The 25,501-nt window shown below is 61.8% G+C and carries 24 protein-coding genes and 1 pseudogene; 17 read left to right on the top strand and 8 right to left on the bottom strand.

Annotation, left to right across the window (positions count from 1 at the left end; all coding sequences use genetic code 11):
• Nucleotides 1–25: 25 nt before the first annotated feature.
• From HYG81_RS34420 to HYG81_RS34410, 3 genes are read left to right on the top strand one after another with little or no spacing between them, the layout of a single operon-like run.
• Nucleotides 26–469, top strand: coding sequence for a DUF4212 domain-containing protein (locus tag HYG81_RS34420; protein WP_180840672.1), 444 nt, complete (start codon nt 26–28; stop codon nt 467–469).
• On the top strand, nt 466–2,157 hold the full coding sequence (locus tag HYG81_RS34415) for a VC_2705 family sodium/solute symporter (RefSeq protein ID WP_180840671.1): 1,692 nt from the start codon (nt 466–468) through the stop codon (nt 2,155–2,157). Before HYG81_RS34420 ends, HYG81_RS34415 begins: the two co-directional genes overlap by 4 nt.
• Nucleotides 2,158–2,160: 3 nt before the next feature.
• Nucleotides 2,161–2,613, top strand: a complete 453-nt coding sequence (locus tag HYG81_RS34410) for a universal stress protein (RefSeq protein ID WP_180840670.1) — start codon at nt 2,161–2,163, stop codon at nt 2,611–2,613.
• 179 nt (nt 2,614–2,792) lie between these two features.
• On the opposite strand, the gene HYG81_RS34405 is transcribed toward HYG81_RS34410, so the two are convergent.
• The 3 genes from HYG81_RS34405 to HYG81_RS34395 form a co-directional block, all read right to left on the bottom strand.
• Nucleotides 2,793–3,014, bottom strand: coding sequence for a DUF8119 family protein (locus HYG81_RS34405; RefSeq protein ID WP_180840669.1), 222 nt, complete (start codon nt 3,012–3,014; stop codon nt 2,793–2,795).
• Between the two features lie 81 nt (nt 3,015–3,095).
• Nucleotides 3,096–3,461, bottom strand: coding sequence for a cupin domain-containing protein (locus tag HYG81_RS34400; RefSeq protein WP_180840668.1), 366 nt, complete (start codon nt 3,459–3,461; stop codon nt 3,096–3,098).
• Nucleotides 3,462–3,514: 53 nt separating this feature from the next.
• On the bottom strand, nt 3,515–3,991 hold the full coding sequence (locus HYG81_RS34395) for a cupin domain-containing protein (protein ID WP_180840667.1): 477 nt from the start codon (nt 3,989–3,991) through the stop codon (nt 3,515–3,517).
• A gap of 503 nt (nt 3,992–4,494) precedes the next feature.
• On the opposite strand from HYG81_RS34395, the gene HYG81_RS34390 reads away from it, so the two are divergent.
• A complete protein-coding gene (locus HYG81_RS34390) occupies nt 4,495–5,049 on the top strand; it encodes a tRNA (cytidine(56)-2'-O)-methyltransferase (protein WP_180840666.1) in 555 nt (184 codons plus the stop codon).
• Between the two features lie 74 nt (nt 5,050–5,123).
• Here the strand turns inward: HYG81_RS34390 and HYG81_RS34385 are convergent, their stop codons facing one another.
• The 3 genes and pseudogenes from HYG81_RS34385 to HYG81_RS34375 form a co-directional block, all read right to left on the bottom strand.
• The gene (locus tag HYG81_RS34385) at nt 5,124–5,945 is read right to left on the bottom strand and encodes a hypothetical protein (RefSeq protein WP_226777498.1); all 822 of its coding nucleotides are present in this window, start codon (nt 5,943–5,945) and stop codon (nt 5,124–5,126) included.
• Between the two features lie 357 nt (nt 5,946–6,302).
• A complete protein-coding gene (locus tag HYG81_RS34380; protein ID WP_180840664.1) occupies nt 6,303–7,517 on the bottom strand; it encodes a glycosyltransferase in 1,215 nt (404 codons plus the stop codon).
• A gap of 324 nt (nt 7,518–7,841) precedes the next feature.
• Nucleotides 7,842–7,961, bottom strand: a pseudogene (locus tag HYG81_RS34375) (transposase); the annotation flags it as partial.
• A 627-nt stretch (nt 7,962–8,588) separates the two neighbouring features.
• Here HYG81_RS34375 and HYG81_RS34370 point away from each other — a divergent pair.
• On the top strand, nt 8,589–10,163 hold the full coding sequence (locus HYG81_RS34370; protein ID WP_180840663.1) for a class I adenylate-forming enzyme family protein: 1,575 nt from the start codon (nt 8,589–8,591) through the stop codon (nt 10,161–10,163).
• Nucleotides 10,164–10,213: 50 nt separating this feature from the next.
• Here the strand turns inward: HYG81_RS34370 and HYG81_RS34365 are convergent, their stop codons facing one another.
• The gene (locus HYG81_RS34365; RefSeq protein ID WP_180840662.1) at nt 10,214–11,209 is read right to left on the bottom strand and encodes an MBL fold metallo-hydrolase; all 996 of its coding nucleotides are present in this window, start codon (nt 11,207–11,209) and stop codon (nt 10,214–10,216) included.
• A gap of 216 nt (nt 11,210–11,425) precedes the next feature.
• Between HYG81_RS34365 and HYG81_RS34360 the strand changes: the two genes are divergently transcribed.
• From HYG81_RS34360 to HYG81_RS34350, 3 genes are read left to right on the top strand one after another with little or no spacing between them, the layout of a single operon-like run.
• Nucleotides 11,426–11,944: a transcription factor gene (locus HYG81_RS34360; protein WP_180840661.1), complete on the top strand. Its 519-nt coding sequence runs from the start codon at nt 11,426–11,428 to the stop codon at nt 11,942–11,944.
• Nucleotides 11,944–12,639 carry a DUF2110 family protein gene (locus HYG81_RS34355; RefSeq protein WP_180840660.1) on the top strand — a complete coding sequence of 232 codons (696 nt, stop codon included), beginning with the start codon at nt 11,944–11,946 and terminating at the stop codon, nt 12,637–12,639. The genes HYG81_RS34360 and HYG81_RS34355 overlap by 1 nt, the downstream gene beginning before the upstream one ends.
• A gap of 1 nt (nt 12,640) precedes the next feature.
• Nucleotides 12,641–13,411, top strand: a complete 771-nt coding sequence (locus tag HYG81_RS34350) for a DUF5803 family protein (protein ID WP_180840659.1) — start codon at nt 12,641–12,643, stop codon at nt 13,409–13,411.
• 60 nt (nt 13,412–13,471) lie between these two features.
• On the opposite strand, the gene HYG81_RS34345 is transcribed toward HYG81_RS34350, so the two are convergent.
• Nucleotides 13,472–13,930, bottom strand: coding sequence for a chemotaxis protein CheW (locus HYG81_RS34345; RefSeq protein ID WP_180840658.1), 459 nt, complete (start codon nt 13,928–13,930; stop codon nt 13,472–13,474).
• Nucleotides 13,931–14,394: 464 nt separating this feature from the next.
• Between HYG81_RS34345 and HYG81_RS34340 the strand changes: the two genes are divergently transcribed.
• The 9 genes from HYG81_RS34340 to HYG81_RS34300 all read left to right on the top strand — a co-directional run bounded on the left by HYG81_RS34340 (nt 14,395) and on the right by HYG81_RS34300 (nt 25,468).
• Nucleotides 14,395–15,189, top strand: a complete 795-nt coding sequence (locus tag HYG81_RS34340) for a chemotaxis protein CheW (protein ID WP_180840657.1) — start codon at nt 14,395–14,397, stop codon at nt 15,187–15,189.
• Nucleotides 15,190–15,328: 139 nt separating this feature from the next.
• Complete coding sequence (gene cheY / locus HYG81_RS34335; protein WP_180840656.1) at nt 15,329–15,691, top strand: chemotaxis protein CheY; 363 nt, start codon at nt 15,329–15,331, stop codon at nt 15,689–15,691.
• Nucleotides 15,688–16,905, top strand: a complete 1,218-nt coding sequence (cheB, locus tag HYG81_RS34330; protein ID WP_180840655.1) for a chemotaxis-specific protein-glutamate methyltransferase CheB — start codon at nt 15,688–15,690, stop codon at nt 16,903–16,905. Before cheY ends, cheB begins: the two co-directional genes overlap by 4 nt.
• Nucleotides 16,898–20,719 carry an Hpt domain-containing protein gene (locus tag HYG81_RS34325; RefSeq protein WP_180840654.1) on the top strand — a complete coding sequence of 1,274 codons (3,822 nt, stop codon included), beginning with the start codon at nt 16,898–16,900 and terminating at the stop codon, nt 20,717–20,719. Before cheB ends, HYG81_RS34325 begins: the two co-directional genes overlap by 8 nt.
• 34 nt (nt 20,720–20,753) lie before the next feature.
• Nucleotides 20,754–21,359: a chemotaxis protein CheC gene (locus tag HYG81_RS34320; RefSeq protein ID WP_180840653.1), complete on the top strand. Its 606-nt coding sequence runs from the start codon at nt 20,754–20,756 to the stop codon at nt 21,357–21,359.
• A complete protein-coding gene (locus HYG81_RS34315) occupies nt 21,356–22,624 on the top strand; it encodes a chemotaxis protein CheC (protein WP_180840652.1) in 1,269 nt (422 codons plus the stop codon). Before HYG81_RS34320 ends, HYG81_RS34315 begins: the two co-directional genes overlap by 4 nt.
• Nucleotides 22,621–23,136 (top strand): chemotaxis protein CheD, encoded by a 516-nt coding sequence (locus HYG81_RS34310; protein WP_180840651.1) that lies wholly within the window; start codon nt 22,621–22,623, stop codon nt 23,134–23,136. The genes HYG81_RS34315 and HYG81_RS34310 overlap by 4 nt, the downstream gene beginning before the upstream one ends.
• The gene (locus HYG81_RS34305; RefSeq protein ID WP_180840650.1) at nt 23,133–24,041 is read left to right on the top strand and encodes a CheR family methyltransferase; all 909 of its coding nucleotides are present in this window, start codon (nt 23,133–23,135) and stop codon (nt 24,039–24,041) included. The genes HYG81_RS34310 and HYG81_RS34305 overlap by 4 nt, the downstream gene beginning before the upstream one ends.
• A gap of 119 nt (nt 24,042–24,160) precedes the next feature.
• On the top strand, nt 24,161–25,468 hold the full coding sequence (locus tag HYG81_RS34300; RefSeq protein WP_180840649.1) for a hypothetical protein: 1,308 nt from the start codon (nt 24,161–24,163) through the stop codon (nt 25,466–25,468).
• Nucleotides 25,469–25,501 lie beyond the last annotated feature (33 nt).

Genomic DNA, 25,501 nt, shown 5'->3' with positions numbered 1-25,501 from the left:
ACTAAAAAATACGATTCGCACACATATGCCAGATAATAACACTCACGACTCGACTGATAAACAGGCCGCAACGGACGGTGGCGTGGCTGGACAGGCCAGCCAGGCGCACCGAAACACCGACTATCTCAGTTCGGAGGTGAACCTCCTGAATCCGAGTACGCCGTTCATGCGCGACCACTTGCGCATCGTCTGGACGGGCTTCGTCATCTGGGTCATCACCACGTGGGCCCCGGTGACGCTGACGTACCTCGCGACCGACGCGATGACGGTCGAGATGCCGGTTCTGGGCTTCCCGCTGCACTACTTCCTGGTCGCGTTCGGCGCGCCGACCAGCGCGCTACTCCTGGCGTTCTGGTACTCGCGCAAGCGCGACGCGCTCGATGCCAAGTACGGTATCGAGCACCCGACCATCGGTGACGAGACCGGCGGCGAGGCCGCCGCCGCCACCGACGGAGGTGTCGACGAATGACGGGGGTTCCGGTCGTTCCGTTGCAGGAGAGTCTTCTGCCGGAAGCGATGGACATCTCGTTCAAGATCGTCCCGGCCATCCTGGTGCTGGCGATGCTGGGCCTGTTCCTCGCCATCGGCTTCGTCTTCCGCGTGGCCGACACCGAGAACATGTGGGTCGCTGGTCGTTCCATCGGTAACGTCGAGAACGGGATGGCAATCGGCGCCAACTGGATGTCGGCAGCGTCCTATCTCGGGATGGCAGCATCCATCGCACTGGCCGGCTTCTACGGGCTGGTGTACGTCGTCGGCTGGACGACGGGATACTTCATTCTGCTCATCTTCATGGCCGCACAGCTGCGCCGGTTCGGGAAGTATACGGCACCCGACTTCGTCGGCGACCGCTTCAACTCCGACACCGCACGCGCCATCGCAGCCGTGACGACGTTCCTCATCGGATTCGTCTACGCTATCGGTCAGGCGAAAGGGATGGCACTCGTCGGCCTGTACATCTTCGGTGACTTCGGCGGCCTCATCCCTGGCCTCGACGGCTACCAGGTGATGGTCGTTGCCATGATGACGATTACCGTCGCCTACCTGACGCTGTCCGGGATGATGGGCGCGACGAAGGGCCAGGCGGTCCAGTACGTCATCCTCATTATGGCGTTCGTGCTCGGCCTGTACGCCGTCGGCTGGACGCAGGGCTACTCGACGGTGCTGCCCCAGCTCGAGTACGGTGCGCTGATTAGCGAACTCGGAGACCAGTTCTCCGAACCGTTCTCCGGCTCTAGTTACTACCTGTGGGTCGCAACCACGTTCTCGCTGATCTTCGGTACGTGCGGTCTTCCGCACGTGCTGGTTCGGTTCTACACGGTCGAAAGCGAGCGGACGGCCCGCTGGTCGACCGTCTGGGGACTGTTCTTCATCTGTATCCTGTACTGGAGCGCCCCCGCGTTCGCGGCGTTCGGTACGGACCTCTACTCCTCGAACGTCGGCGCAACGTACGGTGACCCCGGCATGACCGGTGCAGCCAGTGAGGTCATCGTCGTGCTGGCGGCCCAGCTAGCGGCCCTGCCGACGTGGTTCGTCGGACTGGTCGCAGCAGGCGGTATCGCCGCGGCGATCGCAACGGTTGCCGGGCTGTTCATCGCCGGCTCCTCGGCGATCAGCCACGACATCTACACGAATATCATCAACCCGGACGCGACTCAGCGCCAGCAGGTCCTCGTCGGACGGCTGTCGATCATCGCGCTCGGTGTGCTGACCACGCTGGCTGCGCTCGACCCCGCATCGTCGATCGCCGCTCTCGTCGGCTACGCGTTCGCGCTGGCCGCCTCCGTGCTGTTCCCGATGTTCTTCCTCGGCATGTGGTGGGAGAACGCCAACCGTCAGGGCGCTCTCGCTGGCATGACCACCGGACTGGTCATGTGGTCCCTTCCGATGATCAACGAGATCGTCCCGACGTACGTCTCCTCGCTCGAGGCACCGCTCTCGGCAGGAATGGCACAGTGGATGCCGGCCATCGGGTCGGCGCTCATCACGCTGCCGGTCGTCTTCGTGGTCACCATCGTCGTCTCGCTGATGACCGACGAGCCGGACATGGCGACCAAGCGGGTCGTCCGACAGTGTCACAGCCCCGAACCGATGGGGCAGCAGCAGACCGCGGAAGACGTCGTGACCGACGGGGGAGAAACCCCCGCGGACGACTAACCCATGTACGAGAAAATACTCGTTCCGACGGACGGTAGCGAAACGGCCGAGAAGGCGGTCGAGCACGCGCTCGATCTCGCCGAACAGTACGGGGCCGAAGTACACGCCCTGTACGTGCTCGATACGAACGCGATGAGTCTCAGCCTCGGCGGCGAACAGCTCGATCGCATCGAGCAAGGGAACTACGGCGAGATGGACGAGGTTCGGGAACGCGCCGATAGCGCCACCGGCTTCGTCGCTGATCGCGCGGCCGAGAGGGGGCTCGAGGTCGTCGAGCACGTCTCGGCGGGCAGACCCCACTCGATGATCGCCAACTACGCCGACAAGAACGGAATTGATCTCGTCGTGATGGGTTCGCACGGTCGCTCGGGCGTTAAGCGGGCGCTGCTCGGCAGCGTTACCGAACGGACGCTCCGGTCGACCAGCGTCCCGATCCTCGTCGTCGACTCGAACTGAACCGACTCGCGGATCGAGGCTGCGACTTTTTTGCGACGCTACACCGGACAGCGACGACGATATCGATAGGACGAGTATGAGAACAGTGAGGTACCCGTCGGCGGTAGTCGCGGACGGAACCGCGAAACCACAGTCTCGAGAGTCTCCGTAGCGAACCGTGAGAAATCGACGATCAGGAGCTACTGGTTCTGGCGTTTGCTCGCGATTTCGAAGTTCCAGACGAATCCGAAATACGCGACGATCCCGGCGAGCATGAGCAGGTAATACACCATGGTCGGTGGCCCGAGCAGGGCGTTAATGGTCTCGACGATCGTCACCCAGATGACCGCGAACGCGAGGTCGGTCAGTATCCCCCACCGCTCCTCGCGAGCGGTTCGAAGCCACTCGCCGGCTCCGGTCATCGAGTGACCACCCTTCTGGTTTCCATCATCACGTGAACCTTTCGCAGACACTCAAAAAAGGCTATCGACGACTGTGTCGGGTTACTGGTCGTAGAACTCGTCGACTTCGGCCGTTGGAAACGCCGGTGTCGCGGCGGAGACGTACTCGAGCGTTCGATCGCTGGTGTTCTCGAGGCCGTGTTCGGTGTTCGCCGGGATGTGGACCAGCTCGCCGGCTTCGACCGCGCGTTCGTCGTCGCCAACGGACATCACGCCCTCGCCGGAAATGATGACGTAGACCTGTTCGGGATCGTGCTCGTGGCGAACTTGCCGTGCACCTGGCTCGATATCGACCCAGGTGATCGTCAGGTCGGTCTCCGACACGTCCCGCTGGGAATGCAGAATGTGGGAGACGAGTCCGTCGTCTCGGCTCAGCGCCGGTGCGTCAGATTTGTGTACTGATCGCATAGCAGTAAAATACAACGAACGGTATTTAATTCCACCCCTGAGTTTCCGAATCGTTACTCGTCCCAGTACTCCGTCTCGTCGTCGATGCGGTAGTAGCCCTCGAGCGACCGTTCGTCGCGGCCACCCGGCGGCGAGCCGACGAAGACACCGAACTTGCCCATTTCCGGGTAGATCGTGACGTCCGGCTCGTTCATCGTCGACATCGCCAGGTATCGGAGCGTGTCCGCCCCGTCGTTGACGACTCTGTGGCCGCCGCGCTCGTCGGCCGGCAGCGTCACGTAGTCGCCGGCCGTCAACGGCTCGAGGCCGTCTTCCGTTTTGAGTTGGCCATCGCCCGCCAGCACGTAGATCGCCTCCTCGTTGGCCGTGTGGTAATGGTAGGGCCAAGACCGCATCCCGGGCGGGAGTTCGTAGAGGCTACAGCCGAGGTCCGAGGCGTTGACGGCGTTGGAGAGTTCCTTCCGGCGGAAGACGGTTTCCCCGTGATCGAACTCCTTCCAACCGAACGTCGATTCGTTGACCTTTTCCATATGATCTGGTACTCACGTCAATTACGTATACTTTCGTGTCGCTCTCGAGCGGTTTGGGTCGGTTCGCCGTTCAGTATACGTGTGAATGGAACAGTGGGTTCTGAGAGGACTGAGTAGAACGAAGCGTCCTGCTATCGTGGCAACAGGGAATCGCCACGCCCTCCCCAGCCGATTCATTCGCTCACTTCGTTCGCTCTTTCATCCACTGGAAGACGCTTGCGTCTTCCAAGCAGTCGCTCGTTCCACTCGCGACGACCTCGCACAGTGTCGTCGGCCGCCCTCACTATCGTTCGGCCTGCTCACGGCTCGCTTCGCTCTCCGTTCGCTTCCGAGGCGCTCCCGATAGTCGCGCCTCGCAGACAGCGCGCGCCACCGCTGCCGGTTGACTAACTTGGAGTGATACGTAGCTCGTCTCTACTGAGTGGCACCGCACCACCGAACGCAATCGAAATCAGTACGCCCAAAACGAAACCCCCTAACCGCCGCCGAGAGAGGATTCGAGTATGCATGACGATAGTGAGGTCGCTGTTCTTCGGCTCGGCCACCGCCCCGGCCGAGACGAGCGGATGACGACCCACGTCGGACTGACCGCGCGGGCGCTGGGGGCCGACCGCGTCTACTTTCCCGACAACGCCGGCCAGTCCCTCGAGACGGTCGCGGACATCACCGACCGGTTCGGTGGCCCCTTCGCGGCCGAACTGACCGATTCGCCACTCGGAATCATCCGGAACTGGGAGGGACGGGTCGTTCACCTCACGATGTACGGCGAGCGCGTCCAGGACGTGGAAGCCGATATCCGGACGGCGCACGCGTCCGAGGGCGAGCCGCTCCTGCTTGTCGTCGGCTCCGAGAAGGTCTCCTTCGACGTCTACGAGGAGGCCGACTGGAACGTCGGCGTCACCAACCAGCCCCATTCCGAAGTGGCCGGACTGGCAGTCTTCCTCGATCGGTTGTTCGAGGGGCGGGAACTCGAGCAGGAGTGGGACGGCGCCGACCGGCAGGTGATTCCGATGGAGACGGGCAAACGTGTCGTGTCCTCGGACGACAGTGATGAGTAGCCCAACCGCGCTCAAGTACTGACTCAACCCGCGGGCCGAAAGAAATGGAACGGTCGGAGCAGTCGACTCAGCTATTAGCAGGGGTTGCGAGGATCCCGCTCAACCTCCATCGCGTGATCCTCGAAGTAGGCATAGAGGTCCTGAGGAGCTGCGTATCGGCCCCCATAGTGAACAGCAGGTCCGTTCGTGGCAATAATATTTGAGTCGAGGTCTTCGGTAAACCGTAGATCGGATCGGTGGTAGATCTTGTCTCCGTCAAGCCAATAGGTAACGGCACCGTCAGGATTTGCCTTCCCATCCTCGACAGTATTGACTTGCACGGTATATTTGAAGTTATACCACTCACAAGGTACGATCTCCGGCTGAGCTAGCGCGTAGCGCTCTCCGTCAATAATGTAGTCCGTATCATAGATACGATCCATATGGTACGTGTATGAATGGAGGTGAAATGGACCGTCAGGGTCAGTCTGCCAGTTGGTAACGTACAATCGGTTGCTCCAACCGTTCGTGCCGTCGGGTTGCCCACCACCGGCGAAACCCTCACCTAACGAAGCCGCGCAATTCCACAGTCGACAGGAGGCTACTTCGCGGCCATCCATACGCCAATCTTTCCCGAGCGTGAAATTGAATTCACTGGTCAACTTGGTTACACCGTTCTCAAACTCGTAATGGGTGTCAATACCCCAGTGATTCCCATCTCGAGCACGTATTTGCAGTGCTGTGCCATCCGTGTATGCCGGAAACGATCCCAACGAAATATTGTCTCTATCGCCAGCAGAGCGCCAATACATATCGTTCCACGAATTATACTCGTCGTACTCTAAGTGATTCATCTCGGTCTGTCGGAGTTCGGTTTGGCTGCCAGGACTCTCGGTATTCGTCCCGTCCGACTGCATACCAAGCACTCCAGCGCTGAGTATGCTACCAAACGCGAGCCCGACCCCGCCTTGCATTACCTGACGTCTGTTCACTCTACGCGAGTCCGGATCGCTTTTCTCCATTCACAGTTATACCGAGAAGTGAAATTGTATTGTATTTAATGGCCTACTGTCAATTAAGCCACTATTACTGTCATTAGAGACTAAGATTCAGTCTGTTTGCCGTTTTTCCACTGGTTGACGACAACTTCAGCTAGTCCTGAAATATTCTTCCAGAATAACGTGAGTAAAAATCTGTCGATATGGGACCTCTCAGACGGCTTGCACAGAAGTATCGGGATCTTCCCAAACAGCAACGACAGCGCAACTCCGTCTCTATCGAGTTCCCCAGCCGGTGGAGTTGACCGTCGCCAGCGCGTAAAACGTCAGCGGGAGCAGCGTGACGAGGTACAGAACGCCGTATACGGGGGCGAGGAGGTAGGTCGTGAAGTCCTCACGGCTGTACGGGACGTTGCGGATGTACGCAACCGCGAAGACGATCCCGACGTAAATCAACGGAATACTCGCGGCTGTGGTTAGGGTGCGGAAGATTACAGAACCAAACCCGAAGAAGATCAGTGCGAACGGCAGCACCATGTCCATAGTGATCATGCCAGCGAGGAGCTTGCTCCGGCTGGGTGCCCACCGAAGGGCAAGTATCGACTCGCGCCAGAACGAGCGCATCCAGCGGGTCTGTTGGGTCAGGTAGTTCTGGAGCTCATCGGGCGTGTCAGTCAGGACTTGGGCGGTTGACTGATAAACAACTTTCCCCCGCTGAAGTGCGTAGGTGGTCATATGACGATCGTCACCAAAGGTACACTCCGCGCCTAGGAACTCCTGATTCACGTAATCATCGAGGTTATTGACGACCAGTTCGCGCCGGTACGCAGAGAACACGCCGCTGCAAACGATCACGGTTCCGAATACCGACCGGCAAGCGCGCTCAACGTTGAATGCGACCCAAAACCGCATGTCGATCAGTTTACGGAGCAGCTTTTTGTCTGGATTGACGATGCGGGCTTGTCCCGTGACGGCTTGGATCTCTGGGTCATGAAAGGGTTGGACTAACTCTTTGATCGCGTCGGGTTTGACGAGCGTGTCTGAGTCGATCGTGACAAATATATCGCCGGTCGCTTGTTTGAACCCTTCTGCCTGGGCGCGACGCTTGCCCTGGTTCTCATTTAGCCGCGCGACGTTGATAATTTCGTTTTCTTCGGCGTACTGCTTAGCGATTTCCCAAGCATCGAGCTGATCGCTCCCATCGTCGATCACCCAGATCTCTTTGAGGTTATCGTAGTCTTGGTTGAGTACGGTCTTGAGGCCGCGTTCGAACAGGTCAGCATCCTCATTGTACTCCGGAATCACCACGGACACACTCTCCCCGTCGTAATCATAGGAGTGATCGACGGGCTCGTAGAACCGGGCAACGAATGCTTTGAACAGAATGTATGTAATCGCAACAACACCATATGCCCCGATAGGGATCCCAAAGGCCCCCAAACTGAGAGTGATCCAAGTGATACTGCCAACGCCGATATTTGATACTGGCATCTGATTATCTCCCTAATAGCTCTGCTCGGAATTGAACCCGAGAGGTACCCCCCAGACCACCCAGAGCCGCGTATCCGCGATTATAGCTAGTTTCCTAGTGTTACTGGAAAGCTGTCGTTAGCGGAAGGTTCCCTAGTACTCGCTGAGGTCCAGCGCAATGTCGTATTCGCCGACTTTCCGCTTCATTCTAATTATAGATTGATTGTACCCATTAATAAGCTTTCTTATTAAGGGGCTCAATCAATAAATGTTCTACAAGAAGGTGTAACTTACCATTGGTAATTAGGCAAATCTCAGCAGTCGATTGGATGGTAGTATCTTCTTCGTCGTATCAAACTCATCCAGGTCGTACTGCGTTTTAACTTCCCGGAAGAGCAACTCCACCTCCCACCGACACCGGTAGATCGTCGCTAAATCGGCCGGGCGAAACTCCTCCCGAGAGAGGCCTCGAGTAGGGCCTCAACCTCCGAGTTCACGTCGATCCGCTCCTCATCGACAGCCATCGTATGGACACTAAACCCGGTATGGACGCCAAGGCCGATCACGTCGACGTTGTCGGCCAACTGCTCCGCGAGTTCCGGGACACGGTCGCGCTGTAACTCGAGGGTGACATCGTCGTCACTCCTCTGTGACTTGCGGAGAAACGCGCGCCTCTACTCAGCCGTTTTCTCGAGGGCGAGTTTCGACGATGAGACGATGACCCATTCGACATCTTCGCCAGCGAGCTCGAGCGCGTCGCCCATTGCCTTCGGGAACGTGACCTGGTACTGTCTGTTGCTGTTCTGCGAGACCGTTGTCGTGGTGCGTTTCGGCTATCCTCAACAGCGTTAGGGATAATGCCAATTCTAACGTTAATCGGCTGGGTGTGAGAAAGGGGAGAGGAGAAGCCCTCAAAACTATGCTCTAACTTACCACCAATCGACGTCATAAGAGCGTACTACGTTTATCGCTCAGCGGAGGGTCCGTGCGCGTGGTCGGTCGGCACGGGAACCCGAACGTGGGGTCGGTCAGTTCTGCACCCGGACTGTAAGTGAGAGACGATTTTAAGTATGATCTTCGGTATCATAACACATGAAGCTGGAAGCAGTCGATACGTCCGCTCGAGCGGGGAACGTCGGGAAACTGTTCGACCAGACTGCGGCACAACACGGGGACGCACAGGCGATGGAACACCACGGGCGACGCTGGACCCACGAGGAGTTCCGCGACTGGACCGCCGAACTCGCCGGCGCGCTCCACGATATCGGACTCGAGCCTGGTGATCGAATGCTGCTCTTCCTGCCGAACTGCCCGCAGTATCTCGTCGCGTCGATCGGCGCGTTCAAGGCCGGCATCGAGATCTCGCCGGTCAACCCGCAGTACAAGCGCCGCGAAGTAGCTTACCAGATGACGGATACGGACGCGAGTGCGATCGTCACGCATCCGGCGCTGCGGCCGATCGTGGAGCAGGCACTCGAGGACGCCGATATGACCCTCGAGGTGATCACGATCCGGAGCGAGGACTGGGATCGAGAGCCGGCCGATCACGCCTTCGAGGAACTGCGGGGCGAGCCGACGCTGGTCGATCGGGCGGACGACGACGTCGCCTTGCTACCCTATACCTCCGGGACGACGGGCGATCCGAAGGGCGTCCGGCTCACCCATCGCAACACGCGAGCGCAGCTGATGTGGCCGCTGACCGCGTCCAACGTCGACGTCGACCCCGAAGACGTTCGGAGCCTCACCTGGCTCCCGCTCTATCACATTACCGGGTTCACTCACACGGCGCTCCAGCCGCTCGTCGGCGGCGGTCGACTCTACTTCCGCAGCGCGCTCGAGTGGGACGCCCAGGAGTGCATGCAACTCATCGAGGACGAAGGGATCACCCACTTCGTCGGCGTGACGACGATGTACGCGGACATGGTCGAGTCCGAGGACTTCGGCGAGTGCGACCTCACCAGCCTCGAGTCGGCCTCCGAGGGCGGCGCGAAGCTCTCGACGGCAGTGCAAGAACAGTTCGAGGAGACCGCGGGCGTCGACATCTCGGAGGGGTACGGACTCACCGAGACCCACGGCGCGACCCACACGCAGGCCGGCTCTACCTTCGGCCTGCAACACGGGACGATCGGCCAGCCGCTCCGGATGACCGACTGCAAGCTCGTCGACGAGTCGGGCGACGAGGTCGCGCCCGGTGAGGAGGGCGAGCTCGTCGTCCGCGGGCCGCAAGTGATGACGGGCTATCTCAACTTGCCCGAGGCCACGGATCGAGCCTTCACCGAGAACGGCTACTTCCGGACCGGCGACATCGCCCGTCGCGACGGGAACAACTACTACGAGATCGTCGACCGGAAGAAGCACATGATCAACACCGCCGGCTACAACGTCTATCCCAGCGAACTCGAGAACCTCCTCCTCGAGCACGAGGCCGTCGCGGATGTCGCTGTCGTCGGGGTTCCGGACGAACGACGCAACGAGGTGCCGAAGGCGTTCGTCGTCCCGGCCGAGGGCGTCGAACCCGGCAGCGACGTCACGAACGAGGCGCTGAAAGAGTTCTGTCTCGATGAGGTCGCCAGCTACAAACACCCTCGCGAGATCGAGTTCATCGAGGAACTCCCGCGGACGACGAGCGGAAAGGTCCAGAAGTACAAACTCGAGAACGAGGAGTAAGGCCGCTCACTGCCGGTGGCTGCTACCGGTCACGGGAGCCGGTTCCGTGCTCACGTCGTCTCGTAGTAGCGGACACCGTCTTCCGTCTCAGACGATACTGACCCCCGTCCCTCGAGCGTGCCGAGGGCACCGATCGTGTCGAGCACCGGTGCCATGTGGCGAACGTCGCCAGTCCGCTGTTCGGCGATTTCCAGCGGCGTGGCGGGTTCGATCACGTCGACCGCCCCTCGCGTTCCCTCGAGTAACGCGTCGAGTCGATCGCGCGTCGTCTCGACGGTCCGCTGGGGATCCTCGAACGTGGGGCCGTGACCGGGGAAGACGTGGGTAGCGGTCGTCGCTGTCAATCGATCCATCGCGTCGTAGTAGGCGTCGACGGCGTCGTCGGCACCGTGATCGAGGCCGACCTGGAAGGCACCAGCGCGGAACGGCTCGATGAGCGCGTCGCCCGAAAAGAGGACCGTCGCATCCGCGACCGTCGTCTCGAAACAGCGGTGGTCGATCTCGTGTCCCGGTGTCTCGAACGGCTCGAACTCCCGTTCGCCGACGGTAAATGGCGCGCCCGAATCGACGGGACAGACGGTTTCGGGGTCGACTAGCCGTCGATTCCGCCGGAGCGACTCTCCTTGCTCGTCGACGATTTCTGCGAGCGCGTCGCCGTCGTATCCCGCTGCCGTCGCCGCCTCGCGAAACCCGTCGCGGGCCGTTTCGAGATCGCGTTCGAGCCGCGAAACTGCCGTCTTCGGGACATGCACCGTCGCACCGGCCTCCCTGAGGGCGGGGAGTTGACCGATGTGGTCGATATGGGCGTGCGTCACGAGGACGTGGTCGATATCGGCGGGTTCGAAGTCGATTTCGGCGAGGCCCTCGAGCAGTTCCGACTGGCCTGCCGCTCCCGGCGCGCCCGCGTCGATCAGGATCGGTTCGGGCCCCTCAAGGAGGTAGGCGGCGACGCGTTTGGGCGGCCAGGGAACGTCGAACTCGAGGCGATGGATGCGTGAGAGAGCGTGTTCGGCCCGGACAGTACTGCAGGCCGTATCGGTAGTCATTGTTCCGAGAAGGACCAGCCAGTCCCATAAACGTCGCGCCCGACCGCACCAACGGCCCTGTTTCGTCGCGATAGCTCCACGGAGAACGGGAGTTCGGAGAACGATGGTCCTCGTACCGGTCAGACGCCGTTTCAGTGACATCGATATCGGAACGCATGCCACTGTGGGCGGGGCAGTTGACAAGCTTTAATGGCTCCATGCCGTTACGTAGTGGTAATGGCTTTTGAGGACCTGCTCGAGGATCCGGTAATCCAGAAATATTTGCACGAGCTGGTCGGTCCCAAGGGGATGCCCGTCGCGGCGGCACCGCCGGACGGGGAAGTGACCGACGAGGAGCTCGCCGAGGATCTCGACCTCGAGTTGAACGACGTGCGGCGCGCGCTGTTCATTCTGTACGAGAACGATCTCGCCACGTATCGGCGACTGCGCGACGAGGACTCGGGGTGGCTGACCTACCTCTGGACGTTCGAGTACGACAACATCCCGGAGAACCTCGAGGAGGAGATGTACCGGCTCCACGAGGCGCTCGACGATCGCCGGGAGTACGAGCGCAACCACGAGTTCTACCTCTGCGAGATCTGTTCGATCCGGTTCGAGTTCGGCGAAGCGATGGACTTCGGCTTCGAGTGTCCGGAGTGTGGCTCGCCGCTGGAATCGATGGATAACGACCGCCTGGTCAACGCGATGGACGACCGCCTCGCGTCGCTCGAGGACGAACTCAACCTGGACGCCTAATGGTCGTACTCGCAACCAAACTGTACGTCGAGGGCGACGCTCGCGAGCGGTCGCTGGATTCGCTGCGATCGCTGGTCACCAACGAAATCGGCGAACTCGATGTCGAATTCGAGATCGGGGTTCGCCACGACGACTTCCCCTCCGTGACGATCGAGGGTGACGACGCCACCGCCGCGCGTAACGTTCTCCGCGAGGCGTTCGGCGAGATCGTCCCCGATCTCGAGGCCGGTGAGACCTACGTCGGCACGCTCGAGACCTGGGACGATGACGGGTTCGTCCTCGATGCGGGACAGGGCGAGGGAGTCCGCATTCCGACCGACGAACTCGGGCTCGGCCCGGGGTCGGCGACGCAGATCCGCGAACGGTACGGGCTGGTCCAGCATCTGCCCCTGCGGTTCGTCTACGGCGGTGCCGAAAGCGATCCGGACGCATCACCGTCCCGACTCGCCGAGGAAGAGCAGGATCGCCTCTACGAGTGGACGCGCGGCGACGGCCGGCTCAACGTCAACAGCGCGACGCGAGCGGAGGTTCGGGCCACGCTCAACCGCGCGGGCCACGCGCAGGACTACGTCACCGTCGAACGGTTAGGCCTGCTCGAGCAGAGCGTCATCTGTACCGAAAACACCGATCCGCCGGGACTGCTCGCGAGCGTCGGCGAGTACCTCCCGTCCGAACTCCGCTGTGTCGTTCCCTAGTATGAACCGCCGGCTCGCTCTCGCGACGATTGCGGCCGTGTTGTTGATACTGGGAGCGGGCTGTTCGGCGTTCTCCGGTGGGATCTCGGACGAGCAACTCGATCAGGAGCAGAACTACAGTGACATCCGTGACACTGACGCCGACGTCACCATCGCGCTCGAGGACGGAAACCTGCTCGGCAATGGCGAGTTCCGTGCCGTCTACGACCTGAGCGGGACCGACGAATTGGAGCTCTATCAATCGACCCTCTTCAGCGACGAGCCCCTGGACATCCACAGCGTTCGTTACTGGTATCCCAACGGCACCGCCGTCACGGGCTCGAATCTCGAGGTCGAACAGGGCGGGTCGATGACCACTGTCCAGGTTCCCGACGAGAACGGCACGCTCGCGTTCTCCGGCGAGGCCGGGCGCAAGACGTTCCAGCAGCCGACCTACGTCTCGGGCTCCTACGAGGTGCTGGTTCCCGATAACCATCGGACGTCGAACTTCCTGTTCGGCGACGTCTCGCCGAACGGGTACGAGCGAACCGTTACCGACGATCAGGAACGACTCTACTGGGAGGAAATCGGTGGCGATAGCCCGATCTCGCTTCGGTACTACCTCGCGCGGGATATTCCGCTATTCCTCGGTCTTATCGGAGCAGTCGTCCTGATCGGCGGGATCGGGATCGGCTACTACTACCGGCAGGTCAGGCGACTCCGCGCGGAGCGAGAGGAGTTCGGCGTCGACGTCGACGACGATTCCGACGGCGGGCCACCGGGACTCCTGTAATCCGTTCAGCACCGTTTTCCCGCCGGTTCAGCGGTCGTTCGGTCCCGTCAGGACGATTGCTCAGCCGTGTATCGTTCGTTCGTCGAGCCAGACGACTTCCGTGCCGTCGATCTCGAACCGTCCGTTGATATGGGTCGCGTTCACGCGCGGCGGCTTGAGCGAGGCGGTCCGGACGGTTTCGGTCGCGTCGACGTGGTCGACGAGCCAGCTGTAGTAGTGGTCCGTTTCGTCGGTGACGGCGAAGACGAGCAGTCTCGGCTCGTCGACCCGGGTCGCCGTTCGAAACGTCGATCCGAACGCCCGGGGGAGATCGACCACCGTGACCTGCTCGCCGGCGACGGTGAGCGTCCCCGCGTTCCAGGGATCAGCGGCGTCGTCGAGGGGAGCATCGTCCGCGACGCCGAGCACGGAAGCCACGGACTTTGCTCTGACGCAGTATCGCTGCTCCTCGAGGTCGAACGTGAGGACGGTAACGCGTTCGTCCTCGGTACTGGTCTCGTCGTTCGGAACCGATCCCATTCGCTGCGATGACTGTTGACACATCGAATAAATCTTCCGAATCGCTAGACTCGAGGGGTGCTTCAGCGCAACCGTTGCCACCAGTCGCTTTGTTTGAATATCGTAGTGTCGTGAGGTTCGTGTCTCTCGAAGATCGTGAAGCAATCTCTCACGGATTTTGTGACGTCTTGCTCCTCGGATATCGTCATCTGGACCGCGTTCGCGACCGCCAGTCCGTCGACAGCGGGCCGTCAGGCACTCATGTCTCCGGGAACCTGCTTGCCGTCTTCGACCCGAAGATGGGTTCAGCCGGTTAAACGATTGGAACGATGATCAGTTGGAGCACAGGAAACTGCCGAGACCAGTCGTCAGGGACTCGTTCTCGAGTCACGATGAAGAGACGAACCTCGAATATATATCAGAAATAGAGACAGTAACGGTGGAGTCAACGTTTTATTGTTGGACGCTGATACACGAACAGGACTATGGCCCCGGACCTCTCCGAGAAACTCCTCGGAATCGATATCGACGACGCCGACCGGACCCGCGATTCGGACGGCGAGGACGAGGAACAGGAAAAATTCGTCCAGTTCGTCGTCGTCGCCGTCGGCGAACACCGACTCGCACTGCCGGTTGACGCGGTCAGCACGATCACCGAACCACCGGCGGAACTGACCCATGTGCCACGATCCCCGCCCGCCATCGAGGGGTTGATGGACCTCAAAGGTGATATCACAGCGGTCATCGATCCACGGGTTCACTTCCCGGTCTCCGAACCCCGCTCGAGCAGTGAACAACTCCTCGTGCTCGACCGCTCGAGCGACCAACAGTCGGCTGCGATCAGTGTCGACGACGTGATCGGCGTCGAGACTGTTCCCGAAAGCAACGTAATCGACGCCGACACCGTCGATGCCAGCGAGCTCTCCGGCGATGCCCTCGAGCATCCGCTGGTCGTCGCACTCATCACCCAGGAACGAGAGCCGGAGACGCGTCTCGAAGCTGGCGGCGTGACTCCGGATGGACCGGCCGACGACGGTGTCGGGACACCCGAGACCGGATCGACAACTGGTATCGGCAGTTCCGCGGCGCTGTCGTCAGCTCCGGGCACCAGCGGTGGAATCGGCGGGTCGATCGGAGAGACGTTCGAGTTCGACTCGGACGAGGACGCCGGCGGTGACGTCGACGAGCGCGAGACGGACGACTCGACACGGGAGATTATCGTCGAGGCGACTGCGCTCGTTGATATCGATCGATTGCTACTGGCCGCTGGAAAACGGTAAAGACTGCTGCATACGGGCGATTCTCTATCGTTCGTTCTGAGTGGGATCTCCGGGCCATATTTGTCATTTATCACGACTGATAATCGAGAGACAGCATTTATGGTAGTTGTATCTCTACGGACGTTTGGTGTACTACTGAATGTCGACAGGGGTGCTCATCGTGGACGACTCACATTTTATGCGGAACCTACTGCGGCAGATCTTGGAACAAGATTACCGCATTCTCGGAGAAGCGTCCAACGGAGCAGAAGCCGTCAAACTGTACAAAGAACACGACCCCGACATCGTCATGATGGATATCGTGATGCCCAAATGTAACGGCATCAAGGCGACCGCGGCGATCAAGAAAATCGACCCGGGTGCCCGCGTCATCATGTGTACGAGCGTCGGACAGCGTGAGAAAATGAAACTCGCCGTGAAAGCTGGTGCTGACGGCTACGTGACGAAACCGTTCGAGGAGCCCAGCGTTAGAAAGGCCCTCTCAGACGTCGTTGCGGCATGACGCGAGTACTCGTTGTCGACGACTCGAGGTTTATGCGGACAGTCATCGGCAACGCGCTCGACACGGACGGCTACGAGGTCGAAACCGCGGCGAACGGTGCGGATGGTGTCGAACTCGCCGATACCTACGATCCGGACGTCGTCACGATGGACGTCGAGATGCCCGAGATGGGCGGCATCGACGCCGTCGAGCGGATCATGGCGGCGAATCCGACCATGATTCTCATGCTCAGCGTTCACACTGAACGCGGTGCGGAGGCAACGCTCGACGCCCTCGAGCGCGGTGCCGTCGACTTCCTTCACAAGCCCGACGGCTCCGACTCGCGCAACATCGCTCATCTCACGGATGCCGTCGTCGCGAAAGTCGACGACCTCGCCGAGGCGAACGTCTCGTCGGTAGCGCTCGCTCGCGCGACCGCGGCGGCCCACTCGACCCGGGCGGGACGCGCCGACAGTTCGAGGGGCAGCGCCGTGACCGAAAACGCCGTCGCGGGCGGTGGCTCCGCTGGACAGCTGAATCACGATAGCGGGACGACCGCCCCCGACGCGACGGCCGGAGTCGGGGCTTCGCCCGCTGTCGGCGAGGACGTTGATTCGATCGCTGTTGGCGGCGACCTGGCGGACGAACCGACGATCGTTCTCGGCGCGTCGACCGGCGGTCCGAAGATCGTCGAACGGCTGTTCGAACGGCTTCCGGCCGCCCTCGAGGCGAAAGTGCTGGTCGTCCAGCACATGCCGCCGGAGTTTACGGCCCGATTCGCCGAACGGCTCGACGCCCGAAGCGCGTACGACGTCACCGAGGCCGCGGACCGCGATCTGCTCAGAGCCGGCGAGGCCGCGATCGCACCGGGGGACGCCCACCTCGAGGTGGCGAGCAACGTGAGCGGCCGTCTCCGCCTGCAACTTGACGACGGCGAGCGGGTCCACGGCGTGCGGCCGGCGATCGACGTGACGATGGAAAGCGCTGCCGAGCGGGTTTCTGACGCGCTCTGCGGCGTCGTTCTGACCGGCATGGGCCGCGACGGCGCGGCCGGCATCGAGGCGATCAAGGCCGCCGGCGGTCGGACGATTGCCCAGGACGAGGCGACGAGTCCCGTCTTCGGCATCCCCTGTCGGGCAATCGAAACGGGCTGTGTCGACGCGGTCGCGCCCGCTCAGGGCATCGTCGACGCGATCGTCGACGCGTTCACGATGGATGGTGAGACCGATGACTGATTATCTAACAGACTTCGTTCAGGAGAGCGAAGAACGAATTACGGAACTGAACAACGCCTTACTCACGCTCGAGAGCGATCCGGACGACGAGGAGGCGATGGAGAACATCTTCCGGATCGCACACACTCTCAAAGGCAACTGCGGAGCGATGGGATTGACGTCGGCCAGCGACCTCGCACACGCAGTTGAGGATCTGCTCGACGCCATCCGCGGGGACGAGATCGACGTGACACCGGAGCTGATGGACATCGTCTTCGACGCCGTCGACGAACTCGAGACGATGGTCGACGAAGTCGCCGCGACGGGCGAAATCGAGACCGATCCGTCGGCGACGATCGACGCGCTTCGAACGCACCTCGAGGACGCCGAACTCGAGGCGGCGGCCGGACTCGTCGCACCGACGGCCGGCGAACTCGACGCCGTATGTTCGCGCTTCGACCCGCCGGCCGACGACGCCCACGACGTCTACCTCGCACGGCTCGAGATCGTCGAGCGCGACGACGTCAACAACGGCGAACTGGTCGTCGACGCGTTGATCGACGCGTTCGATCTGATCGGGACCGATCCGCCGCGCGAGACAATCGAGGCTGCAGAGTACGGCGGTCGCTTCGACGCTGTCTTCGGCACCGCGGTCGGTAAAGGTGCGATCTCCTCCGGCCTCGAGCCGGTCGAAGCGGTCGCGGATTTCGAGCTCGTCGACGTCTCCGATCGGTTCGAGGCTGACGAGGCCGTGACGGCGGATCGACTCGCCGATGCAGCCGAGCGGGACGACGGCATTTCGGCCGAAGAGGCGCAGGACCTCGAGGTCGACGACCTCCTCAACGAGTTCACCGAGTTCGACGACTTAGACGAGATGGTCGAGGACGTCGAGGCCGACGAACTCGAGGCCTTCGATAATATGGGCGAAGCCGGCTCGTTCGACGACCTGTTGGGTGACGATGATCTCGACCTCGGGACCGAGCCGGGCGAACCGCCGGCCACGCCACTCGACGAGGCCGATGAAGCAGCGACTTCCGAGCCGGAGACGGCGACGGCGGACGCTACCGAAACGGCAACCGACGACGGCTCTCGCACGGATTCGACAGCCGAAGCCGACGACGCCGACGATGTCGAAGACGCCAGCGCGGTCTTCGACGAACTCAAAGACGAGGTCGAAATGGTCGGTTTCGACGAGTTGCAGGACGAACTCGCGGAACTCGAGTTCGACGAGTTCGACGCGGAGGACGAGGTCGATATGGACGAGCTCCTCGGCGAGGACGTCGATGACGACACGTTCCTTGACGGCGAGGAGCCGTCCGAGAGTGCAGTCGACGATATACTGGTCGATGCGGGATCGGACGATGATCACGCTGTCGATGTGGCCGACGACGAAGACGAAATCACCGCATCGAGTGTCGACACTGTGTCACACGTCGACGTAGACGAGGACCCGGTTGGAGACGAAGACGGCCTCGAGCCGAGTGCTGAGCCGGACGACGAGGGCGTGGCCGACGATGACGTGACCACAGTCGAGACAGACAATGATGTGGCCGCAGTTGGGACGGACGATGACATGACTGTAGTTGAGCCGGATGATGACATGACTGTAGTTGAGCCGGATGATGACATGGCTGCAGTCGAGCCGGACGAGGACGTAGTCGCAGACGCTGACGATGGCGTGGCCGCAGGGACAGCCGACGAAATCGAGCCCGAAACCGCGCCCGATCAGGCCGACGACGTCGAACCGATGGAGTCGGACCTCGGTGTTTCCAGTGACGAGCCGGCCGATGTCGCCGCAGCCGAAACTGATGCGGCCGACGGGACCGCTGCTGGCGAAGCCGCCGTAGATGACTCGGTTTCCGACGAAACAGTCGGCGACGAACCAGTTATCGATGACGCCGTCGACGACGAACCAGTCACTGATGAGACAGTCGACGACGCTGACGAAATGGACGAGAGAGTTGGTGACGCCGAGACTGCCGACGATATCGCCGTGGCCGATACCGGTGACACCGAACCGATCGACGACGCTGGCGAGCCCGCAGCGACCGGCGACGAAGCCGGGGCTGAGGAACCCACCGATACTCTCCTCGAGAACGACGATTCCGACCTCGAATCCACGGAAGACACCGCAGAAGACGACACGGAAGATGATGTCACAACCGGCGATTCCTTCAGTGCTGACGTCGACGACTGGTTCGATCCGACGGCTGCCTTCGACGACGACCTCGAGGGAACCGCCGACGATTCGGATCCGTTCAACGACGAGGACGCCGGAACGTTGGACGACGACGCGTTCGACGACTTCGCCGCCGAATCGGTCGATTCAGACGCGGACGACGACTTCGAGAGCGAGTTCGGTGACACCCTGTCCGACGACCTCGACGACGAAGCCTTCGCCGGAACCGACGAGTTCGGCGTCGGCGACACGGCGTTCGACTCGCCGGCCGCGTCGGATGGAACTGACGACTCGAGCGATCCATCGACGGACTCGTTCGGCGACGATGCGGCCGCGTCGGATGGAACTGACGACTCGAGCGATCCATCGACGGACTCGTTCGGCGACGATGCGGCCGCGTCGGACGCCGACGGGGCCGATGACGACGTCGTGCGGAGCATCGTCGAGCCCGAATTCGAGATTCCGGATATCTCGATCCCCGAGACGAGCGATCGGTCCGATGCCGACGCCGAAACCGACGAAATCCAGTCGGTCCGGGTCGACGTCGAACAGATCAACTCGCTGCTCACACTTGTCGAGGGGCTGGTGACGAGCCGCGTTCGACTCCGACACGCGGCCGACGTCGACGACGACAGCGACGCCCTCGAGACGGAACTCGACGCGCTGTCGAGCCTGACGACCGACCTGCAGGAGACGGTGATGGATATCCGGCTGGTGCCGCTCCAGACGGTGACGAACCGTCTACCGAGGGTCGTTCGCGACATCGCTCGCGATCAGGAGAAGACGGTCGCCTTCGAGATGACCGGTGAGGACGTCGAACTCGACCGGAGTATCCTCGATCGGATCGGCGATCCGCTGATCCACCTGGTTCGCAACGCCGTCGACCACGGGATCGAATCGCCGGAAGAGCGGGAGGCGGACGGGAAACCTCGAGAGGGGACCGTCGAGGTGCACGCCGATCGCGCGCGAGATCGCGTGACGATCACGGTCGAAGACGACGGTGCCGGACTCGATCCCGACCGACTGCGCTCGGCAGCTGTCGTGGCCGACGTCCTCGACGAGGACGAAGCGGCGGCGATGACCGACGACGAAACCTACGACCTCATCTTCCATCCCGGCCTCTCGACGGTCGACGAGGTAACCGATGTCAGTGGCCGCGGTGTCGGGATGGACGTCGTCAAGCGGACGGTCGAAGACCTGGACGGCACGGTTTCGATTGACAGCGCCGAAGGCGAGGGGACGTCCGTCACGATGCAGCTCCCGGTAACGGTCGCCATCGACGAGATCCTGTTCGTCGAGAGCGGCGGCGAGGAGTTCGGCGTCCCGACCAAGGCCGTCCGCGACATCGAGTCTGCCACGGCAATCGAGACGGCGGGCGGCGAATCCGTCCTTCCCAGCGACGACGGCGACTATCCAGTCATCTCGCTGATCGATTGCTTCGGGATGGCGGAATCCGAGACGGACGGCGACGGCATGGTCGTCCGGATTCGCGGCGAGGTCCGGGACGTGGCGTTACACTGTGATCACGTAAGCGGTCAGCAGGAGACCGTCGTCAAGCCCTTCGAGGGCTTCATGAGCGGAGTGCCGGGAATTAGCGGTGCAACGGTTCGGGGGCGGGGAGAGGTAGTCAACATTCTGGACGTGACGACACTATGAACAAACGCGAACACCCAACCCTACGGAGGAATCCATGACGATGATGGTCGATATACGAAAGCTGAGCTTCATAAACGAGATGGCAAAGGTCGGGACGAACGGCGTCGCCGACAACATGAGTAAACTAACCGGTGAAGACGCACAGATGGAGGTGACCAAGACCAACTTCATCGACGTCGACGATATCGGATCCCAACTCGACAGCGGGAAACGAGTCGGCGTCCGCGTCCGGCTGTTGGACCCGCCACACGGGCACATCCTCATCCTCTTCCCCGAGGCGAGCGCGAAGAAGATCACGGCGATCATGCTGCGCGACGTCGTCGACGACATGGGCGACGTCTCCGGAAAGATGGCCCGGAGCGCCGTCGAAGAGATGGGGAATATGATGGCCAGCGGTTTCATCGACGGCTGGGCCGACGTACTCGGGCGCGCGATCGACATCGCCGCACCGCAGCTCGTCTACGCGCCGACGGAGGACATCGTTACCCGGACGGCAAGCCTCGGCGGCGACGATCTGGCGCTGTTCTTCGACTCGGACCTGTCAGTCCCCAGCTATCAGATCGAAGCCGAAATCTACGCCTTCCCCGACTTGGAAGAGTTCGTTGAAATGGTCAACGGCATCGAAGTCCAACCCGCATGAAACTCGACGTCAACGCACTCGGTACGTTCTACCGGATGGCTCGAGAGGGCGCCGGACTGGCGGCGGGTCGACTGACACACATGCTCGGCGTCGAGACGCAGGTCGGCGTGACGAAACTCAACTTCATGCGCGGGCAGGAGATCCGGCGCGACTTCGAGGATTCGACCGAGAAAGTCGGCGTCCGGGTCAAGCTGACGGGCGCAATCGACGGCTACTCGGTGGTCGTCTTCGAGCGCGAGAACGCGCTCCGAATCGTCGAAACCCTGCTCGCGGAAGCGGACACCGACGTGGACGCCGACGCCGATACCGGCGAGATCGACGAGTTCGACGAGATGACCAAGAGCGCAGCCACGGAGGTCGGTCACATCATCAACAGCGGCTTCATCGACGGCTGGGCCGATGTCCTCGAGGCGGTCATCGACGTCTCGACGCCGGAGTTCGTCGAGAGTGAGTCCGCCGACCCGTTCTTCGGCGACATCGACGAGGCCCCTGCGGACGACGACCTCGCCTTGCTCTTCCAGAGCCAGATCGAGACCGTCGGCACGGAGGTCGGCTTCAGCCACTACCTCTTCCCGAAACGCGAGTCGATGTCGGCGCTCCTCGAGCAACTGCGGACCAGCAACGGCATCGAGTACGACAAACTCGACGGCTTCGATCGCATGGCCGAGCGGGGTGCCGAGGAGGTCGCCAAGACGGCGACCACGCTGACCGGCATCGATACGAGCGTCGAAATTCGGCGGCTCAACTTCGTCTCGCTCGAGGCGATCCCCGAACAGGTAGCGAACGAAAAACTCGTCGGGGTCGCCTTCGAGTTCGACGGGATGCCCAGCGGCTATCTCCTCTTCCTGTTCGACGAGGAGTCGGCCCACGAGATCGTCGACGCGATGGTGCCGATGGAAGTCGATGAAGACGGCTTCGGCGAGATGGGGACCAGCGCGATCAAGGAACTGGGAAACATCATGGCCAGCGGCTTTCTCGACGGCTGGGCGAACGTGCTCGATACGACGATCGATCACTCGCCGCCGGAGTTCATCCACGATATCGGCGCGGCGGCCGTCGACCCAGTGATCATCCAACTGGGCGAGAACCAGGACTTCGCGTTCGTCTTCGATACGGTCGTCATGGCCGACGGTCGCGAGTTCGACTGTGAAGTGTACGCGATCCCCGACGAATCGGATCTCGAGCGGGCGTTGAACAGCCTCGACGTCGATCGGATCGAAGACGCTCCGACGACGGCGGAGTTCCAAGAAGTCGATACCTCATGAAAACCTACGGCACCGAACCGGGCGCACCGACGCCGGTCCAGGTCGGCATCTCGGAGCTGATCGTCAGCGACGGCGACGACACGCTCAAGTCCTACGGGCTGGGTTCGTGTCTGGCCATCGCACTGTACGATCCTGGATCGGAAATCGGCGGCTTGGCCCACGTCATGTTGCCCGACGGCGACGCCGCGGACAACAGCGACCGCAAACCCGGGAAGTACGCCGATACGGCGATCCGCGCGCTGTTGCGCCGGATGGTCGAACAGGGTGCCAGCTACACTACCGTCGAAGCGAAGATTGCCGGCGGCAGCGATATGTTCGAATTCGAGAGCTTCGGCGACGGCGTCGGCCAGCGAAACATCGCCGCCGCGAAAGAGGAACTCGAGAAGCTAGGCGTCCCGCTCGAGGGAGAGGATGTCGGCGGCGAATACGGCCGAACCGTCGAGTTCACGCCCGGTACGGGGACGCTCACCATCAAGAGCTCGGACGCCGACAACGGAGTGACGGAGCTGTGATCGGCGACGGCGGGAGCGACACAGACACTACTCCAAATAGTAATAACGGCACTGCATCCGATGACAACGATACCACGGAACTCGACGATGACGACGCGTTCGCCGCGCTTCTCGAATTCGTCGAGGACGAACTGGCGTTCGCGACGAGCCACTACAACGACAGCTATCTCGACCGCCGCGTTTCATCGCGAATGCGCCGCACCCAGCGCGAGAGCTACGCGACGTACTTCGAGTTGCTCCGTACCGATCCGGACGAACAGGAAGCGCTCCTCGAGGCGCTGAGCATCAACGTCACGGGATTCTTTCGCAACCCGGACGTCTGGGCCGGAATTCGGACGATCCTCCGGCGGCTCTCGGAGACGACGGACACCGTCCGGGTCTGGAGTGCCGCGTGTGCCGACGGCCGGGAGCCGTACTCAGTGTCAATGCTTGCCCACGAGGACCCAAAAATTGACGAATCGTCCGTTTCCGTTCTCGGGACCGACATCAGTTCTCCGGCGCTCGAGACGGCGCGGAACGGCGTCTACGAGGAATCGCGGACCATCGATCTGGACGAGCAGCTCTCCTTTCTCAACAACTACCACCGCTACGTCGAGGTCGACGGCCGGACCTACCGGATCCGCGACGCCGCGAAACGGAACGTCCGCTTCCAGCGTCACGATCTGATCAACGACGAGCCGAAGGCCGGATTCGACCTCGTCATCTGTCGCAACCTGTTTATATACATCGACAACGCGTATAAGGAGCCGATGCTCGAGACGATCGCGCGGTCGCTGCGACGAGACGGCTACCTCGTCATCGGCAAGGCCGAGACGATCCCGCCGACTCTCCAGTCGGCGTTCGACGTCCGCGAGGCGCGCCTGCGGATTTACCAGCGAGACGTCAGCGGTTCGAACGCTCCGTGACCCGGCCGGCGCGCGAACTCGCGTTCGGAATCCTCGCTGACCGAACGCGAGACGACACAGGTTCGCGAGCTGGAAAATAACCACTTGTTACATAGCGGTCCGCCGAATACGTCCGATGAATGCCTTCGCTCGACCTCGATGCGTTCGTCGCCCGCACCGCGGCGCTGGTCGACTCCTCGCCACCGACCACTCTGCGGGAGACCCGAACCTGGCTCGTCGAGCCCTTCCTCGAGGCGCTCGGCTGGACCGTCCGGACCGATGCGTGTGTGACCGACCGGGTCGTCGACGACGTTCGTCTCGAGTACGTGCCGACCGTCGAGTCGGTTCCGGCCCTGTTCGTCGCCGTCGAGCCCGCTACCGAGTCGCTCACTGAGTCTCGAGCGAACGCCCTCCGGCGAGCGATGGCTTGGACGGGCGTCGACCGTGCAATCTACACGAACGGCCGACAGTACCTCCTGCTGGCCGGCACGACGGACATCGAATACTGGGCGCTCGAGTGCGCCGAACTCGCCGCGAACGAATCGATGCTCGCCGGCTTCTCGAGAGCGACGATCGGCCAGCGTCTGGGACGACACACGCGATCTCACGTTGCCAGACAGCTCGCCGTCGATCGGCCGACGCTCGTCGAGTCGGTCGCCGACCGGCTTGCGGACGCCACCGTTCAGGGCGACATCTACGCCGAGGAACTCGAGACCGCGACCGCCAGGTTCCTCGATCAACTGGTCGTCGCGTTCGCCGAGGACGGAGCACCACCACCGGACGACGACGCAGCCGTTTCGGTCCAGTTCAGCGAGTCAGCAATCACCGACGACGGAGTTCCGAGTGCGGAGAGCGATCCCGATTCTCGTTCCAGACCGGGCAGTGTTGACCGGGATAGTGACGCCACTGAGACCACCGATGCGGACGGCACCTTGAATGAGTCGTCCGTCGACACGGACTCGAGTACCGATACCGAGCTCGAGACGGAAGACGACACGAATCAGGGTGGTACCGGCCAGTCAGGACTCGATACTCGAGACGGTGTCTCGGAGCCGACGGCGGTTGATAGCAACGCAGGTGCGAGCGAAAGCGAAGCTCGAGGGGACAGCGAGGACGGCGAATACGTCGTGCGGTTCTTCAACGACCGGAGTTCGATCGGTGCGATCGGCCACTCGACGTCGGCAGGGGCGCTTGTGGAGGCCGCCGACTACCTCCTCGAGCGCGGCCTCGCCGGCGTCGACGTTCCCTGGTCTCCGGAAGAGACCGATCGAACGATTCTCAACGCTGATCCTACTCACGCCGACGGCTCACCGATGGACGATCCGGAACGACTCGCGAATGGCTTCGTTCTCGAGACTGCTGGCGACATCAACGAGCATGCTGCTCGTGTCGAAGCACTGGCCGCTCGAGCGGGACTGCGAGCGATGCTCACCGGAGATTGGGGCTGAGAGAATTTCGCCGCAGAACCGAAGCCGTAGGAT

It is taken from the genome of Natrinema zhouii, from assembly GCF_013456555.2.
GTDB classification, from domain to species: Archaea; Halobacteriota; Halobacteria; order Halobacteriales; family Natrialbaceae; genus Natrinema; species Natrinema zhouii.
The sequence above is the reverse complement of the archived record's forward strand: the minus strand, read 5'-3'. Positions and strand labels throughout refer to the sequence as shown.